This window comes from Pseudogemmobacter hezensis (assembly GCF_013155295.1).
GTDB classification, from domain to species: domain Bacteria; phylum Pseudomonadota; class Alphaproteobacteria; order Rhodobacterales; family Rhodobacteraceae; genus Pseudogemmobacter; species Pseudogemmobacter hezensis.
In genome coordinates this window covers 1,899-15,652 of the sequence record NZ_JABJXT010000029.1, presented here as the reverse complement: position 1 = coordinate 15,652, position 13,754 = coordinate 1,899, and the positions used below count along the sequence as shown (strand labels likewise).

General features: G+C 62.4%; 15 protein-coding genes. 11 read left to right on the top strand and 4 right to left on the bottom strand.

Going from position 1 to position 13,754, the window contains the following annotated elements:
- Positions 1-5 precede the first annotated feature (5 nt).
- Positions 6-1,244, bottom strand: coding sequence for a type II toxin-antitoxin system HipA family toxin (locus tag HOY34_RS20015; protein ID WP_172366164.1), 1,239 nt, complete (start codon positions 1,242-1,244; stop codon positions 6-8).
- Positions 1,237-1,830: a helix-turn-helix domain-containing protein gene (locus HOY34_RS20010; RefSeq protein ID WP_172366162.1), complete on the bottom strand. Its 594-nt coding sequence runs from the start codon at positions 1,828-1,830 to the stop codon at positions 1,237-1,239. Before HOY34_RS20010 ends, HOY34_RS20015 begins: the two co-directional genes overlap by 8 nt.
- Positions 1,831-2,228: 398 nt before the next feature.
- Between HOY34_RS20010 and trbB the strand changes: the two genes are divergently transcribed.
- From trbB to HOY34_RS19955, 11 genes are read left to right on the top strand one after another with little or no spacing between them, the layout of a single operon-like run.
- Positions 2,229-3,182 carry a P-type conjugative transfer ATPase TrbB gene (gene trbB / locus HOY34_RS20005; protein WP_253944577.1) on the top strand — a complete coding sequence of 318 codons (954 nt, stop codon included), beginning with the start codon at positions 2,229-2,231 and terminating at the stop codon, positions 3,180-3,182.
- The gene (locus HOY34_RS20000) at positions 3,179-3,511 is read left to right on the top strand and encodes a TrbC/VirB2 family type IV secretion system protein (protein ID WP_172366158.1); all 333 of its coding nucleotides are present in this window, start codon (positions 3,179-3,181) and stop codon (positions 3,509-3,511) included. The genes trbB and HOY34_RS20000 overlap by 4 nt, the downstream gene beginning before the upstream one ends.
- Positions 3,511-3,792 (top strand): VirB3 family type IV secretion system protein, encoded by a 282-nt coding sequence (locus HOY34_RS19995; protein ID WP_172366156.1) that lies wholly within the window; start codon positions 3,511-3,513, stop codon positions 3,790-3,792. Before HOY34_RS20000 ends, HOY34_RS19995 begins: the two co-directional genes overlap by 1 nt.
- A 16-nt stretch (positions 3,793-3,808) precedes the next feature.
- Positions 3,809-6,352 carry a conjugal transfer protein TrbE gene (trbE, locus tag HOY34_RS19990; RefSeq protein WP_172366154.1) on the top strand — a complete coding sequence of 848 codons (2,544 nt, stop codon included), beginning with the start codon at positions 3,809-3,811 and terminating at the stop codon, positions 6,350-6,352.
- A complete protein-coding gene (gene trbJ, locus HOY34_RS19985; protein ID WP_253944576.1) occupies positions 6,349-7,125 on the top strand; it encodes a P-type conjugative transfer protein TrbJ in 777 nt (258 codons plus the stop codon). Before trbE ends, trbJ begins: the two co-directional genes overlap by 4 nt.
- Before the next feature lie 17 nt (positions 7,126-7,142).
- Positions 7,143-7,430, top strand: a complete 288-nt coding sequence (trbK-alt, locus tag HOY34_RS19980) for a putative entry exclusion protein TrbK-alt (RefSeq protein WP_172366152.1) — start codon at positions 7,143-7,145, stop codon at positions 7,428-7,430.
- Between the two features lie 3 nt (positions 7,431-7,433).
- On the top strand, positions 7,434-8,735 hold the full coding sequence (trbL, locus tag HOY34_RS19975) for a P-type conjugative transfer protein TrbL (RefSeq protein ID WP_172366150.1): 1,302 nt from the start codon (positions 7,434-7,436) through the stop codon (positions 8,733-8,735).
- Positions 8,736-8,737: 2 nt separating this feature from the next.
- Entirely contained in the window at positions 8,738-9,427 is a 690-nt protein-coding gene (gene trbF, locus HOY34_RS19970) for a conjugal transfer protein TrbF (RefSeq protein ID WP_172366148.1), read from the top strand.
- Positions 9,424-10,428, top strand: coding sequence for a P-type conjugative transfer protein TrbG (gene trbG / locus HOY34_RS19965; protein WP_172366146.1), 1,005 nt, complete (start codon positions 9,424-9,426; stop codon positions 10,426-10,428). Before trbF ends, trbG begins: the two co-directional genes overlap by 4 nt.
- Positions 10,429-10,475: 47 nt before the next feature.
- A complete protein-coding gene (locus HOY34_RS19960; protein ID WP_172366144.1) occupies positions 10,476-11,588 on the top strand; it encodes a TraB/TrbI/VirB10 family type IV secretion system protein in 1,113 nt (370 codons plus the stop codon).
- Between the two features lies 1 nt (position 11,589).
- The gene (locus HOY34_RS19955; protein ID WP_172366142.1) at positions 11,590-11,847 is read left to right on the top strand and encodes a DUF2274 domain-containing protein; all 258 of its coding nucleotides are present in this window, start codon (positions 11,590-11,592) and stop codon (positions 11,845-11,847) included.
- 10 nt (positions 11,848-11,857) lie between these two features.
- On the opposite strand, the gene HOY34_RS19950 is transcribed toward HOY34_RS19955, so the two are convergent.
- Complete coding sequence (locus tag HOY34_RS19950; protein WP_366926992.1) at positions 11,858-12,745, bottom strand: LysR family transcriptional regulator; 888 nt, start codon at positions 12,743-12,745, stop codon at positions 11,858-11,860.
- Positions 12,746-12,991: 246 nt separating this feature from the next.
- The gene (locus tag HOY34_RS19940; protein WP_172366138.1) at positions 12,992-13,552 is read right to left on the bottom strand and encodes a recombinase family protein; all 561 of its coding nucleotides are present in this window, start codon (positions 13,550-13,552) and stop codon (positions 12,992-12,994) included.
- Positions 13,553-13,754: the final 202 nt, after the last annotated feature.

Sequence of the window (13,754 nt, the reverse complement as noted above, 5' to 3'; positions counted from 1 at the left end):
CGGGTCTAAAGTTCTGTGATGATGGGCAGGCCGCGGAGGTGCTCGTCGATGCTCCTGCGGACCTTCGATCCCATCGGCAGATGAAGCTTTTCGGCTGACCAGCGCTCCATGAACAGGGCAACCGTTTCCCGAGCCGTGTTCAGCACGGATCTGGATGGCAAGGCGGCTTTTGCCGACAGATGCTCGAGCTCGTCGGTTGTGAGCGCGGCAAAGTCCCTGCTGCGGCTGAAGTTCAGTGCGGCCTGATCGCCGGGGATGTAGGGGATGGTCGAGACCAGATCATAGGCGGGCGAGAGCCGGGCATTGCGGTCATCCGGGTAGATCAGCGACCAGTTCTTCAGGTGCATGTCACCGTTGCCGATCAGCGTGTTGAACGTCAGTCGTCGGATGAACTCCATAGAGTCGGCCAGACCTGCCTCAGCTGCGAGAACGGTCGCGATGTTGCGATAGCTGGCGGTCCTGTACTTGTCGTCGGGATAGACGTCGAAAACCTGGGCGAAATCCTCGATCTGCACTGAAGACCCGTCGCGCCTGCGGTCAAAGCGCTCGATGATGAAGGCCTTCGGTCCGATCTTTTCCATGCCCGGGGGGAGGTTCGAGATCGCCCCGACATCCACAAGATCGATAGCCGGGGTATCAATGCCGACCATCCTCGCGAGCGTCATCATCGAGAACTCGTTCTCCGGCACCCCGGGGAACTCACGAGATGGCAGTTTGACGATCCAGTCACCGCCGACGCCACGGGCAGGCACCGTCAGGCGGCCCGTGCCATCTGCCACCGCCGAGAATTTCAACTGGACGCCCGCCAGAGAAAAGCGCAGCGCATTCTGTGCTGCATCGCGGGCGGCTCTACCGTCCTCGATACTGTCCGGATCATATTGCGGCGGCCAGAGTGCGCCATCCACGGCCTCGACGGTCAGCGCTCCGGGGAGGTCCTTGCCGAGGGCCTGCAGGAGCAGGAACTCGCGATCGCTGTGAATGCGAGCTTTTTCCGCCAGATAGCGCCGCAGATGCCCCTCCGGCAGCAGGTTGGAGAAGAAGGGCATGAGTTTCATCTTGTAGGGACGAAACTCGGTGATCAGATCTCCAAACCTGTCCTTGAAGCGCAGCCCGAGGGTCGGGCGCGCCGGGTCCGCGATATAGGCGCCGGAAAAGGCGAACAGGGACCGTTCGCCACCGATATAGGTCATCGTGCCGATGCTGCGTCCGTGCAGGCGGACGTCAAGTATGGACAGATCAGTCATCGGTCTCGTCCAGTGACCATGCTGGCCGGGGTTCCCGGGATGCATCTTCGCCCGGTCGTCCATGGGTTTCTCGGTTTCTGATCTCGCGCATCAGATCCAGGCTGTGGGGGAGGGCGCGTCTCGCACGGGCCGGATCGCCAATTTGCTCGATCAGCGCGCGCAGTTTGCGGAGTTCAGAGACTTCCATCGAACTGTCCGGAAGTCGTTGCAGGTCACTCAGCCCGCGGCGCAACTCTTCCAGCCCCATCAATTCGGGTTCCCGGATTTGCAGCCCGCGCAGGGTCTCTGAAAGCTGCTCGAATGCACGCCGGATATCAACAAGATCGCCACCGCTCTGCCGCAAGGCTGAGGCGCTCAGAGAGCGGATGGCTGGCATGGCTTTGCGCGGCGCCAATACCAGTTCAAGATCAAGAGCAGAGGCCAGAGCTGTCAGACTGGACAGGCGCAGGTCCAGGTCACCGGCTTCGATACGCGAAATCCGCCCTTGGGAAATTCCCGAGAGGGCGCTCAGATCTCGTTGGCTGAGGCCTTTGCCCTGCCGCGCGGCCTGGATCTGGCGGGCGATTTGTTCGACTGCATAGTCCATTCGATACTCATTCAGGTATCTAACTGTTGGTTTGATGTCTTTAAGGGTATACCGCTATGCGGTTCGCTGCAAGGCTTGATGCTTCAAGGGGTATCATGATTGTGGGAGAATATCCTAATCGATATCGTTTCTGGTCCGCGGCGGTTGCTCAAGTGTCACTGGACCAGGCAAAGCCGATGCCGCATCGGCATTCTTGCGGCTCTTCATTGTTGCTTACGCCACGGCCTGTCTTTCTACCCCAGAGCCCTACTACGCCGTAAACACTGTTGCGCAGCCACCTTTCGCCCTTCTCTTAGTCATCCCCATCCGGGGTGTGTTGTCACGAGTTGTCCCGGTTGAACGGGGACGGGATGGCAGGCTCAGGCAGCATTGAGGCAAGCAGGCAGAGGGGCGCGCGGATGCTCCGGAGCGCGCTCGGGCCTGCCATTTCCGCGTATTTGCAGGATCCTGGCGTCATCGAGGTGATGCTGAACCCGGATGGGCGGATCTGGGTGGACCGGCTCTCGGAGGGCCTCTCGGATACCGGCGAGCACCTGTCGCCTGAGGACGGCGAGCGTATCGTCCGGCTGGTCGCGCATCATGTCGGTGCCGAAGTCCATGCCAGGAACCCGCGCGTTTCGGCCGAACTGCCCGAGAGCGGAGAGCGGTTCGAGGGCCTGCTGCCGCCGGTGGTGACGGCCGCCTCATTCGCGATCCGCAAGCCTGCCGTCGCGGTCTTCACGCTCGACGATTACGTCACTGCCGGGATCATGACCCGGGTGCAGGCCGAGGCGCTGCGTCTGGGCGTCGCCACCCGCGCCAATATCCTCGTCGCAGGCGGTACCTCAACCGGCAAGACCACCCTGACCAATGCGCTGCTGGCCGAGGTCGCGAAGACCTCTGACCGGGTCATCATCATCGAAGACACCCGCGAGCTGCAATGTGCGGCCCCGAACCTCGTGGCCATGCGCACGAAGGACGGCGTCGCTACGCTCTCGGACCTGGTTCGCTCGTCGCTGCGCCTGCGCCCCGACCGCATTCCCATCGGCGAGGTGCGCGGCGCTGAAGCGCTGGACCTCCTCAAAGCGTGGGGCACCGGCCATCCCGGCGGTATCGGCACCATCCATGCCGGATCGGGTATCGGCGCCCTGCGACGCCTCGAACAGCTGATCCAGGAGGCCGTGGTCACCGTGCCGCGCGCTCTGATCGCCGAGACCATCGATCTGGTCGCCGTCCTTGCCGGACGCGGCAGCAACCGCCGCCTTGTCGAACTCGCCCGCGTCGAGGGCCTGGGTCCGGACGGCGATTACCGGGTCGTCCCGATCGACTTTCCACCCGCAACCTCCAGCCCAGAACAGGGAGATCCCGCATGATCCGTCATGCCGTCACTATCCGCCGCCACATCGCCAGCGCCGCGACCTTCGGCTATGTCAGCCTTCTGCTGGCCCCCGCCGCCCATGCGGCCGGCTCTTCCATGCCCTGGGAAGCGCCGCTGCAGTCGATCCTGCAATCGGTCGAAGGCCCGGTCGCCAAGATCGTCGCGGTGATCATCATCATCGTCACCGGGTTGACGCTGGCCTTCGGAGATACCGGCGGCGGTTTCCGGCGGCTGATCCAGATCGTCTTCGGCATCTCCATCGCCTTCGCGGCGTCGAGCTTCTTCCTGAGCTTCTTCAGCTTCGGTGGCGGGGCGCTGATCTGATGTCAGGCCAGTTGGAGCAACCCGACGCCGTGCCGGGATATTCCGTTCCGGTCCACCGGGCGCTGACCGAGCAGATCCTGCTCGGCGGCGCACCGCGCTCCATCGCCATTCTGAACGGTACGCTGGCCGGGGCCGTCGGCCTCGGTCTGCAGCTCTGGCTGGGCGGCCTGCTGATCTGGGCCGTCGGCCATATGGCCGCGGTCCAGGCTGCCAAACGCGATCCGCTCTTTGCCGAGGTCGGGCGCAGGCATCTGCGCCTGCCCGGACATCTCATGGTCTGACCGGAGGCTTTCCCCGATGATGAACCTCGCCGAGTATCGCCGCCATGCCGCGCAGTTGTCCGACTATCTGCCCTGGGCCGCGCTGATCGCGCCGGGTGTGGTGCTGAACAAGGATGGCAGCTTCCAGCGCACGGCAAAGTTCCGAGGACCGGATCTGGACTCCGCCGTGGCCGCCGAACTGGTCGCCGTGGCCGGGCGGCTGAACAACGCCTTTCGCCGCCTCGGGTCAGGCTGGGCGATCTTCGTCGAAGCCCAACGGTCCGAGGCCTCCACCTATCCCACAAGCCGGTTCCCGGATGCGGCATCGGCGCTGGTCGAGGCCGAGCGGCGGGCAGACTTCGAGGAAGAGGGGAGCCATTTCGTATCGGGATATTTCCTGACCTTCCTCTGGCTACCCCCGCTAGAGGAGGCCGCGCGCGCCGAGAGCTGGCTCTATGAGGGCCGCGAGACCTCGGGCGTGAACCCGCATGAGATGCTGCGCGCCTTCAACGACCGCACCGACCGGGTGCTGGCGCTGATGGACGGCTTCATGCCGGAATGCCGCTGGCTCGATGACGCAGGGACGCTCACCTATCTGCATTCCACCATCTCGACCAACCGGCATCGGGTGCGGGTGCCGGAAGTGCCGGTGTATCTCGACGCCCTGCTGGCTGATCAGCCGCTGGCGGGCGGGCTGGAGCCGCGCCTCGGCCCAGCCCATCTGAGGGTGCTGACGGTGACCGGCTTTCCGACCGTCACCACGCCGGGGATCCTCGACGATCTGAACCGCCTCGCCTTTCCTTATCGCTGGTCGACCCGCGCCATCCTGATGGACAAGGTCGATGCGACGAAGATGGTGACGAAGATCCGCCGCCAGTGGTTCGCCAAGCGGAAGTCCATCGCCGCCATCCTGAAGGAGGTGATGACCAACGAACAATCCGCCCTGGTCGACACCGATGCCGCCAACAAGGCGCTGGACGCCGATATGGCGCTACAGGAACTCGGGGCCGACGTTGCGGGCATGGCCTGGGTCACCGCGACGATCACCGTATGGGACCATGACCCACGTCTTGCCGACGAGAAGCTCCGCCTGATCGAGAAGGTGATCCAGGGCCGCGACTTCACCGCGATGATCGAGGGCGTGAATGCTGTCGATGCCTGGCTTGGGTCTCTGCCTGGGCACGCCTACGCCAATGTCCGCCAACCCCCGGTCTCGACGCTCAACCTCGCGCATATGGTTCCCTCCAGTGCCGTATGGGCGGGTGCGGAACGGGACGAACACTTCAAAGGGCCTCCGCTTCTTTATGGCCGCACGGAAGGTTCCACCCCGTTCCGCTTCTCTCTTCATGTCGGAGATGTCGGCCATACGCTGGTGGTCGGCCCGACCGGCGCGGGCAAATCCGTGCTGCTCGCGCTGATGGCGCTGCAGTTCCGCCGCTATGCGCGGAGCCAGATCTTCGCCTTCGATTTCGGTGGCTCGATCCGGACCTCGGCCCTTGCCATGGGCGGTGACTGGCATGATCTCGGTGGTGGCCTGACCGAAGGCGACGAGACCACGGTCGCGCTGCAACCGCTGGCCCGGATTCATCAGGCCTCCGAGCGGGCCTGGGCTGCCGACTGGATTGCGGCGATCCTCGCCCGCGAGAGCATCGCGATCACCCCCGAGGTCCGGGAATATCTCTGGACGGCCCTGACCTCTCTAGCCTCGGCGCCGGTAGGGGAACGGACCATCACCGGTCTCTCGGTGCTGCTGCAGTCCAACGATCTGAAGCAGGCGCTGCGGCCTTACTGCATAGGCGGAGCTTACGGCCGGCTTCTGGATGCCGAGGCCGAACATTTGGGAAGTGCCTCGGTGCAGGCTTTCGAGATCGAGGGGATGGTCGGCACCGGCGCTGCACCCGCCGTGCTGTCCTATCTGTTCCACCATATCGGCGACCGGCTCGATGGCCGCCCGACGCTGCTGATCATCGACGAGGGTTGGCTGGCGCTGGACGACGAGGGATTTGCGGGCCAGCTCCGCGAATGGCTGAAGACGCTGAGAAAGAAGAACGCTTCGGTGATCTTCGCCACGCAATCGCTCTCGGATATCGACAATTCCGCCATTGCACCGGCGATCATCGAATCCTGCCCGACCCGGCTTCTTCTGCCCAACGAGCGGGCGATCGAGCCACAGATCACCGCGATCTATCGCCGCTTCGGGCTGAACGACCGCCAGATCGGGATCCTCGCCCGCGCCACGCCGAAGCGCGACTACTACTGCCAGTCCCGCCGCGGCAACCGCCTCTTCGAACTCGGTCTCAGCGAGGTCGGCCTCGCGCTCTGCGCCGCCTCTTCCAAAACCGATCAGAGCCTGATCGCGGATATCCTCGCCGAGCACGGACGTGACGGCTTTCTTGCGGCATGGCTGCGGGCACGTGGCGTCGAATGGGCCGCTGATCTGATCCCGAACCTGACCAACCTTGTGCCTGAGGCCGAGGGGGAAGGGCAGAGTGCTGCCGTTGAGCCCAAGGCCTTCGACACAAGGTTTGCAGACGATGTTCCCCCTGAAAACCTGACCAGCCAAGAGGAGATGATCCCATGAAACCCTTTGCAATGCCCCGCTATCTCGTAGGCACCGCGCTGGCACTCGCGCTGGCGGTCCCTCTGACCGTCGCGCCGCCGGTTGTGTCTCCGGCCCATGCCTTCTTGGGGGGACTTGGCAGGATCGTCTATGATCCGACCAACCATGCCGAAAACCTGCTGACGGCGGCCCGTACGCTGGAGCAGATCAACAATCAGATCACTCAGCTTCAGAACGAGGCCCAGATGCTGATCAATCAGGCTCGCAATCTGGCAAGCCTGCCCTATTCCTCGCTTCAGCAATTGCAGGCCAATGTGCAACGGACCCAGGCTCTGCTGGGGCAGGCGCAGAGCATCGCCTTTGATGTCCAGCAGATCGATGCGATGTTCCAGCAAGACTATGGTGCCTTGCAGGCGACAGCACCCGATGCCGCCCTGATCGCCGATGCCCGCAGTCGCTGGGAGAATACCGTCGGCGGTCTGCATGACGCCATGCGGGTGCAGGCAGGTGTCGTCGGCAATATCGACAGCAACCGTGCGGAGATGTCGGCACTGGTCGGTGAGAGCCAGGGGGCGACGGGGGCGCTGCAGGCGACACAGGCAGGTAACCAGCTTCTCGCCCTCCAGTCGCAGCAACTCTCTGATCTGATTGCGGTCGTCTCGGCCAACGGTCGCGCAGAGATGCTCGGTGAGGCCGAACGCGCAACGGCGGCTGAACAGGGGCGGATCCAGAGGGAACGCTTTCTGGCTCCCGGCGCGGGCTATCAGCCCGGCACCGCCCGCATGTTCAACTGAGCCAGCGGAGCGCCGGGATGGAAGAAAAGCTGCTCGCACGGATCGCAGCCATCATATTCGTCGCATTGGCAATCACCGCCACGGTGGTGGGGATGTTGCGCGATGACGAGTCTGCGCCGGCATCTCTCTCCCCATCCCGGCAATCCCTCGCGGATCCGCTGCGTGAAGAACAAAGGCGCTGCCAGCGGCTTGGTGATGTAGCTGCCACCGATCCCGGCTGTCTCGCTGTCTGGGCTGAGACGCGTGATCGTTTTCTCGGGCGCGGCAGCGCATCGGCGAACCCGGCCAGTCTTGAAGGGCAATGAGCCATGGGCGGCACCGGCGTTATCGACAACTTCCTTGGCATCTTCACCTCCTATATCGACTCCGGCTTCGGACTGCTCGGTGGCGAAGTCGCCTTCATCGCGACCACGCTGATCGTCATCGATGTCACCCTGGCAGCTCTGTTCTGGGCGTGGGGCGCCGATGATGATGTCCTCGCGCGTCTGGTGAAGAAGACGCTCTTCGTCGGTGTCTTTGCTTATCTGATCTCGAACTGGAACAATCTGGCGCAGATCGTCTTCGACAGTTTCGCCGGTCTCGGGCTGATGGCCTCCGGCACGAGTTTTTCGCCCGCCGACCTTCTGCGGCCCGGGCGTGTTGCGCAGACGGGCCTTGATGCCGGCCGCCCACTCCTCGAGGCGATCTCCGACCTGATGGGCTTTGTCGCTTTCTTCGAGAACTTCATTCAGATCGCCTGCCTGATGTTTGCCTGGGTATTGGTCCTTCTGGCCTTCTTCATCCTTGCGGTGCAGCTCTTTGTCACCCTGATTGAGTTCAAGCTCACCACGCTGGCGGGTTTCGTGCTGATCCCCTTCGGATTATTCGGCAAGACTGCCTTCATGGCTGAGCGGGTGCTCGGCAATGTCATCTCCTCCGGCATCAAGGTGCTGGTTCTGGCCGTGATCATCGGCATCGGGTCGTCGCTCTTCGGCCAGTTCACCGCGGGTTTTGGGGGCGCAACCCCGACCATTGATGACGCCATGGCGATCGTGCTTGCGGCACTTTCGCTCCTCGGTCTCGGCATCTTTGGCCCCGGCATCGCCTCGGGTCTCGTTTCCGGCGGGCCGCAGCTTGGCGCAGGCGCCGCCGTCGGGACTGGGCTTGCTGTTGGTGGCGCCGCACTGGCCGCAGGTGGTGGCGCGATGATGGCATCACGCGGTGCGGGCGCGGCGGTGCGCGGAGCTGCGTCGGTTACGGGGGCTGCCTCCGGGGCCTACTCTCTTAACTCCGCCGGACAATCGGGCATGTCGGCTGTCGCATCCGGTGCCGCCGGGATTGGCAAGGCCGCAGGGCAGGCGCTGGCATCGCCGCTGCGCCGGGCAGGTGCGAGCGTTGCGCAAAGCCATACCGCAGGCGTCAAGGCCGCATTCACCGGAACGGGAGGCACGACCACCCAGGGCAGCCTGGGGGCCGGCCCCGGCGGCGGCACATCCGACGCGGCCCCGGCCTGGGTGCAAAGCATACGCCGGAGCCAGTCACTGGGCCGGGGAACGCAGATCGCGGCCCAAGCCCTGCGTGCGGGTGACAACCATGGTGGTGGCGCTTCCGTGAAACTGGAGGACAGATAGACATGAGCATATTCAGGCGGCCGGCATCGCATTACGGCAAGACCCCACAGCCGGAGACCCCCTATCAGAAAGCGGCGCAGGTCTGGGATGAGCGTATCGGCTCCGCCCGGGTCCAGGCGCGGAACTGGCGCTTTATGGCCTTTGGCGGCCTGCTGTTATCCGCAGGCTTTGCTGCCGCCCTGGTCTGGCAATCGGCGCGTGGTACGATCACGCCATGGGTCGTGGAAATCGACAGGCATGGCGAGGCGCGTGCGGTTGAACCTGCCGTTGCAGGCTACCAGCCGACGGATCCGCAAATTGCTTTCCACTTGGCCCGCTTCGTCGAGCAGGTGCGCGGTTTACCGAGTGATCCGATCATCCTGCGCCAGAACTGGCTCAGGGCCTATGACTTCACGACTGATCGCGGTGCGATTTCGCTGAACGACTATGCCCGCGACAACGATCCGTTCACGAGGGTCGGCCAGCAGCAGATCTCGATCGAGGTCTCATCGGTTATCCGTGCTTCACCCGACAGCTTCCGCATCGCCTGGACCGAGCGCCACTATGAAGGAGGCCATCTGGCGAGGTCTGAGCGTTGGACCGCCATCCTTGGCATTGCCGTCCAGCAGCCGAGGGATGCCGAGCGGCTGCGGGCCAACCCCCTTGGCATTTACATCAATTCCATAAACTGGTCGCGGGAGATGAGCCAATGACCCTTCGTCTTTTCCCGGACGTTCTGAGACAGCGCCACCGGGGCAGTGCCCTTCTCCTTCCGGCAATCCTGCTCGCAGCCTGTGCCCGTAACGACATCCCCGAGATCACCTATGATGACGCTGTTCCGCCTTTGCCGGTGGTGCGGGTTGCCACAGGCGAGACGGCTCCACGGCCTGTGCACATACCGCCGGGCTGGACCCCAAGCCGGGGAGGGGTCGCCTCGGGAACCGCCGAGGGCAGGGTGACCAACGCCAATGTCGCGGCCCGGGTCGAGCCACGCCGTGAAGGATATTTCAACGCGATCCAGGTCTACCCCTGGTCCGAGGGGGCGCTCTATCAAGTCTATGCCGCGCCCGGTCAGATCACCACGATTGCGCTGGAACCCGGGGAGAGCCTTACCGGTGCGGGGCCTATCGCTGCCGGCGACACGGCACGTTGGGTCATTGGCGACACCGAGAGTGGCACGGGCCCAACCCGGCGTGTCAATGTGTTGGTGAAACCCACGCGCCCGGATATCACCACCAATCTGGTCATCACCACGGATCGGCGGACCTATCTCATCGAGTTGCGCGCCAGCGAGACGACCTGGATGCCGGCCATTGCCTGGTCCTATCCCGCTCCGCCGCCTGGCAACCGCGTAACCGCCCCCGCTGCACCGATTATCCCCGCAGAGACAGCACGCAATTATCGCTATGGACTGCAAGGAGACACACCGCCATGGCGTCCGGTCTCGGTCTTTGACGATGGCCGCAGGGTCTATGTTGTCTTCCCGCGCGGGATCATCCAGGGCGAGATGCCGCCACTCTTCGTGCTGAACGCCGAAGGAGAGCCCGAGATCGTCAACAGCCGCGTCCATCGCAACGTCCTGATTGTTGATCGGCTGTTCGGCGCCGCGGAGCTCCGGCTGGGAAGTGGCGAGCGCCAGCAGACCGTTCGGATCCTTCGGACCGAGGGGCTGCGCGAGGCTGTGGCGGGGACCACAGGGGAGAGCAGGACATGAGTGCTGACGAGCCGCAAGACACCGGCCCGGTTGCGGCTCCTGCTGCTATGCGGCTGCGCGCAGAGGCGCCGCGTGTCACCCGGATATCGCGCAAGGCCCTGATGACCCTTGGCATGATCGCGGGCGTCGGGATCGGGGGCGCGCTTATCTATGCGCTGCAAGGTCGGGAGAAAGGTGGCGCAGGGGAGGAACTGGTCTCGACTGATCGTCGCACGACGGCAGAAGGTCTTCAGGGTCTCCCTGGCAGCTATGGTGATGTGCCGCTCCTTGGCCCGCCATTGCCGGGCGATCTTGGTGGTCCGATCCTGCAGGCGCAGCAAGAGGGCAGGTCTGTTCCGCTTACGCCGGTGCCCATGGCCGTGACGCCTGACCCGGAGGAGATGCGCCGACTTGCCGAATTGGAGGCCGCCCGCACCAGTCAGATCTTCTTCCAGACGCGTCCTGTTTCTGGCGGATCAGCAATCAGCTTTGCGCACGGAGGTCTGCCAGGTCCGGTTGACGGGGCAGGGGGCGCGGGACCGGAAAATCCGGGGCAGGCTTTTCTGAATGCCGGGCCGGATCGGATGACGGTCGCGCCTGATCGGATCACTGCCCCGGCCTCACCCTATCTGCTTCAGGCTGGCTCGGTCATACCAGCAGCGTTGATTACCGGCATTCGCTCTGACTTGCCGGGGCAGATCACCGCCCAGGTGACCCAGAACGTCTATGACAGTCCGACAGGGGCTCTGCTGCTGATCCCGCAGGGCACACGCGTGATCGGAGAGTATGATGACCGGATCGAGTTCGGACAACGCCGAGTGCTCCTTGTCTGGACCAGGATGATCTTCCCCAATGGCCGTTCCATTGTACTGGAGCGGCTACCCGGTGCAGACGCTGCGGGGTACGCAGGTCTTGAGGATGGTGTCGATCATCACTGGGGCGAGGTGATGAAAGCGGCCGGCCTGGCTACCCTCCTGGCCGTCGGGGCGGAACTCGCGGCCGATGAGGAAGACCTGCTCGCCCGCGCGCTTCGTGACGGAGCGCAGGAAACAATTAACCAGGTCGGTCAGAGGATCGTCGAGCGGCAGCTGCAGGTCGAGCCCACGCTGACGATCCGGTCAGGGTTCCCGGTGCGGATCATGGTCACACGGGATCTCGTTCTGGAACCATATGGAGGCTGATATGACAAAGTTGAGGCTCGGGGCCATTTTTGAAGACAAGCCTTTGAAGGTCACGGTGGAAATCCCAGCAGGATTACACCGTGATCTAACTGCGTATGCGGCGGCCCTCGCTCGGGAAACAGGGACAGGGATTTCCGATCCGACAAGGCTTATCGTTCCGATGCTTGAACGTTTTATTGCAACGGATCGCGGATTTTCAAAGGCAAGAAAAAGATCACAAGTCGCGCAGGGTCATAGTGATGGCGAGAGTGGCAGATAGGTTCGCCATATCATGTGATCGGCGTGATGTTCGATTTTGAGAATGATCGCAGATGACTGACAAATCTTCGTAGCACTGGATTGTCACGTTTCGATGACCAAACGGCGAAGAGGGGAAGGATCTCCGACGGCTGATTTAACGGTCGAAACTCGAGGTTTGGCGCTTGAATATGTGTCCAGCCTTCCGTGATGATGGAAATCCCTTCGTTCATTGCAACAAGGTGCATTACTTCATCCAGCGGAAGGTCCTGAAACGTCACGTTGGGACGCGTAGAGAATTCTGAAACGCGCCTCATGATATACCCGTGAACCTCAGGTCCGGCACCGCTGCGCGGGAGAAGAAAAGTTTCCCCACGAATTATATCCCACGTGAGTTCCGGGTGCCTGGATAGCGGATGGTCTTTGGCGAGTGCAACGTGTATGCGCTCATGGCCAACCAATTGCGCATCAAAACCTTCCCCCGCATCCTGTCCGGGCAGAAACAAAATATCGATTGCATTGTTTCGCAATGCTTCAATCTGCTCTTCGCGGCTCCCGCTTTGAATGCGAAGTGCAAGTGTCGGATGTTTCTGCTTGAATGACTCGAAAAGGCTTCGAAGAATGCCACCCGCAAGTGTGGTCACTACTCCAACCGCAGCTCCCCCGGATTCTCCTCTGCCTTCCTGGATAGCCGTCCGAATGCCTATGTCCAGAAAGCTGATGCCCTGACTGGCACTGACGTTGAACCTTCGCCCTGCGGGGGTCAGTCGTACTCCACCAGAATGACGCTCAAACAGCGAAACGCCTATACTGTCCTCAAGTCGGCGAATCTTCCTGCTGATGGCAGACGCAGTTTCACCGAGGTATCGGCCCGCAGCAGCGAAGCTACTGTGGCCTGATACTACGAGGAAACACTGGATCGATTTCAGATCGATTTCTGAACTGCGAGATTGTGTTTTGGGAGGATTCGGGGGGTATTCAAATGTTAATATAACATGCGCTCCTGCAACTATACGCTGCGCGGTGCAGTCACATCAAAGCCAAGAATAGAATGTAACATAAGGAAGACCGTGGCAATATCAAACGTGCGAATCTGCTGTACAGGGTCGCTCTGGCGGGGGTGCTCACGGCCTTTCCGGGCAGGTTGTTGCGAACGACAGCTACTCTCATGCGGCGGTGCGGCGCATCGACTGCCTTAGTGTCCGAACGGTGACCTTGTAACGCGACGCAACCTCTGAGACATCTTCTCCGTCAATGAAGATGGCCTGTCGAGCAGCCTCGATCTCTGATCCGGAGAGCGCTGGAGGTCGGCCGATCCGCTGGCCTTTGGCTCTTGCAGCTTCCATCCCCGCTCGCGTGCGTTCGCTGATCAGAGTCCGCTCGAACTCCGAAAGTGCCGCCATCATGTGGAACACAAGCCGCCCGCCCGAGCTCGACGTGTCGATTGCTTCCGTAAGAGATGCAAAATCAATATCATTTTTTCCTAACGAATCAATAAGTTGAACTAGGCCTATAAGCGAGCGACCGAGACGGTCGAGCCTCCAGACAACGAGAGTGTCGCCTGGTTCAAGGCTTTCTAGGGCGCGGGATAGACCTGGGCGTTTGAACGTGCTGCCTGACACCCCGTGATCACAGAAGATCTTCCCACATCCAGCACGCTTGAGCGCGAGCTTCTGGAGATCTACCCGCTGTTCCTCTGTCGAGACCCTTACATATCCGATTTTCATGTTCTTTCCGTTCAGTGCGTGCTGCACCTTAGGGTTGTGGCTGCGACGTGAAAGGTCCTTACGCCATTGTACTCCATAGAACGCCGCCTTGACCTAAAGGGCTCCTTTTTCGCCACAGCTGTGGCGCTGCACATCACGCATCATCTCCCCCATGTTTCGTTGGCTTTGACGAGAGATCACCGGCCATCAAATGTTCGGTAGC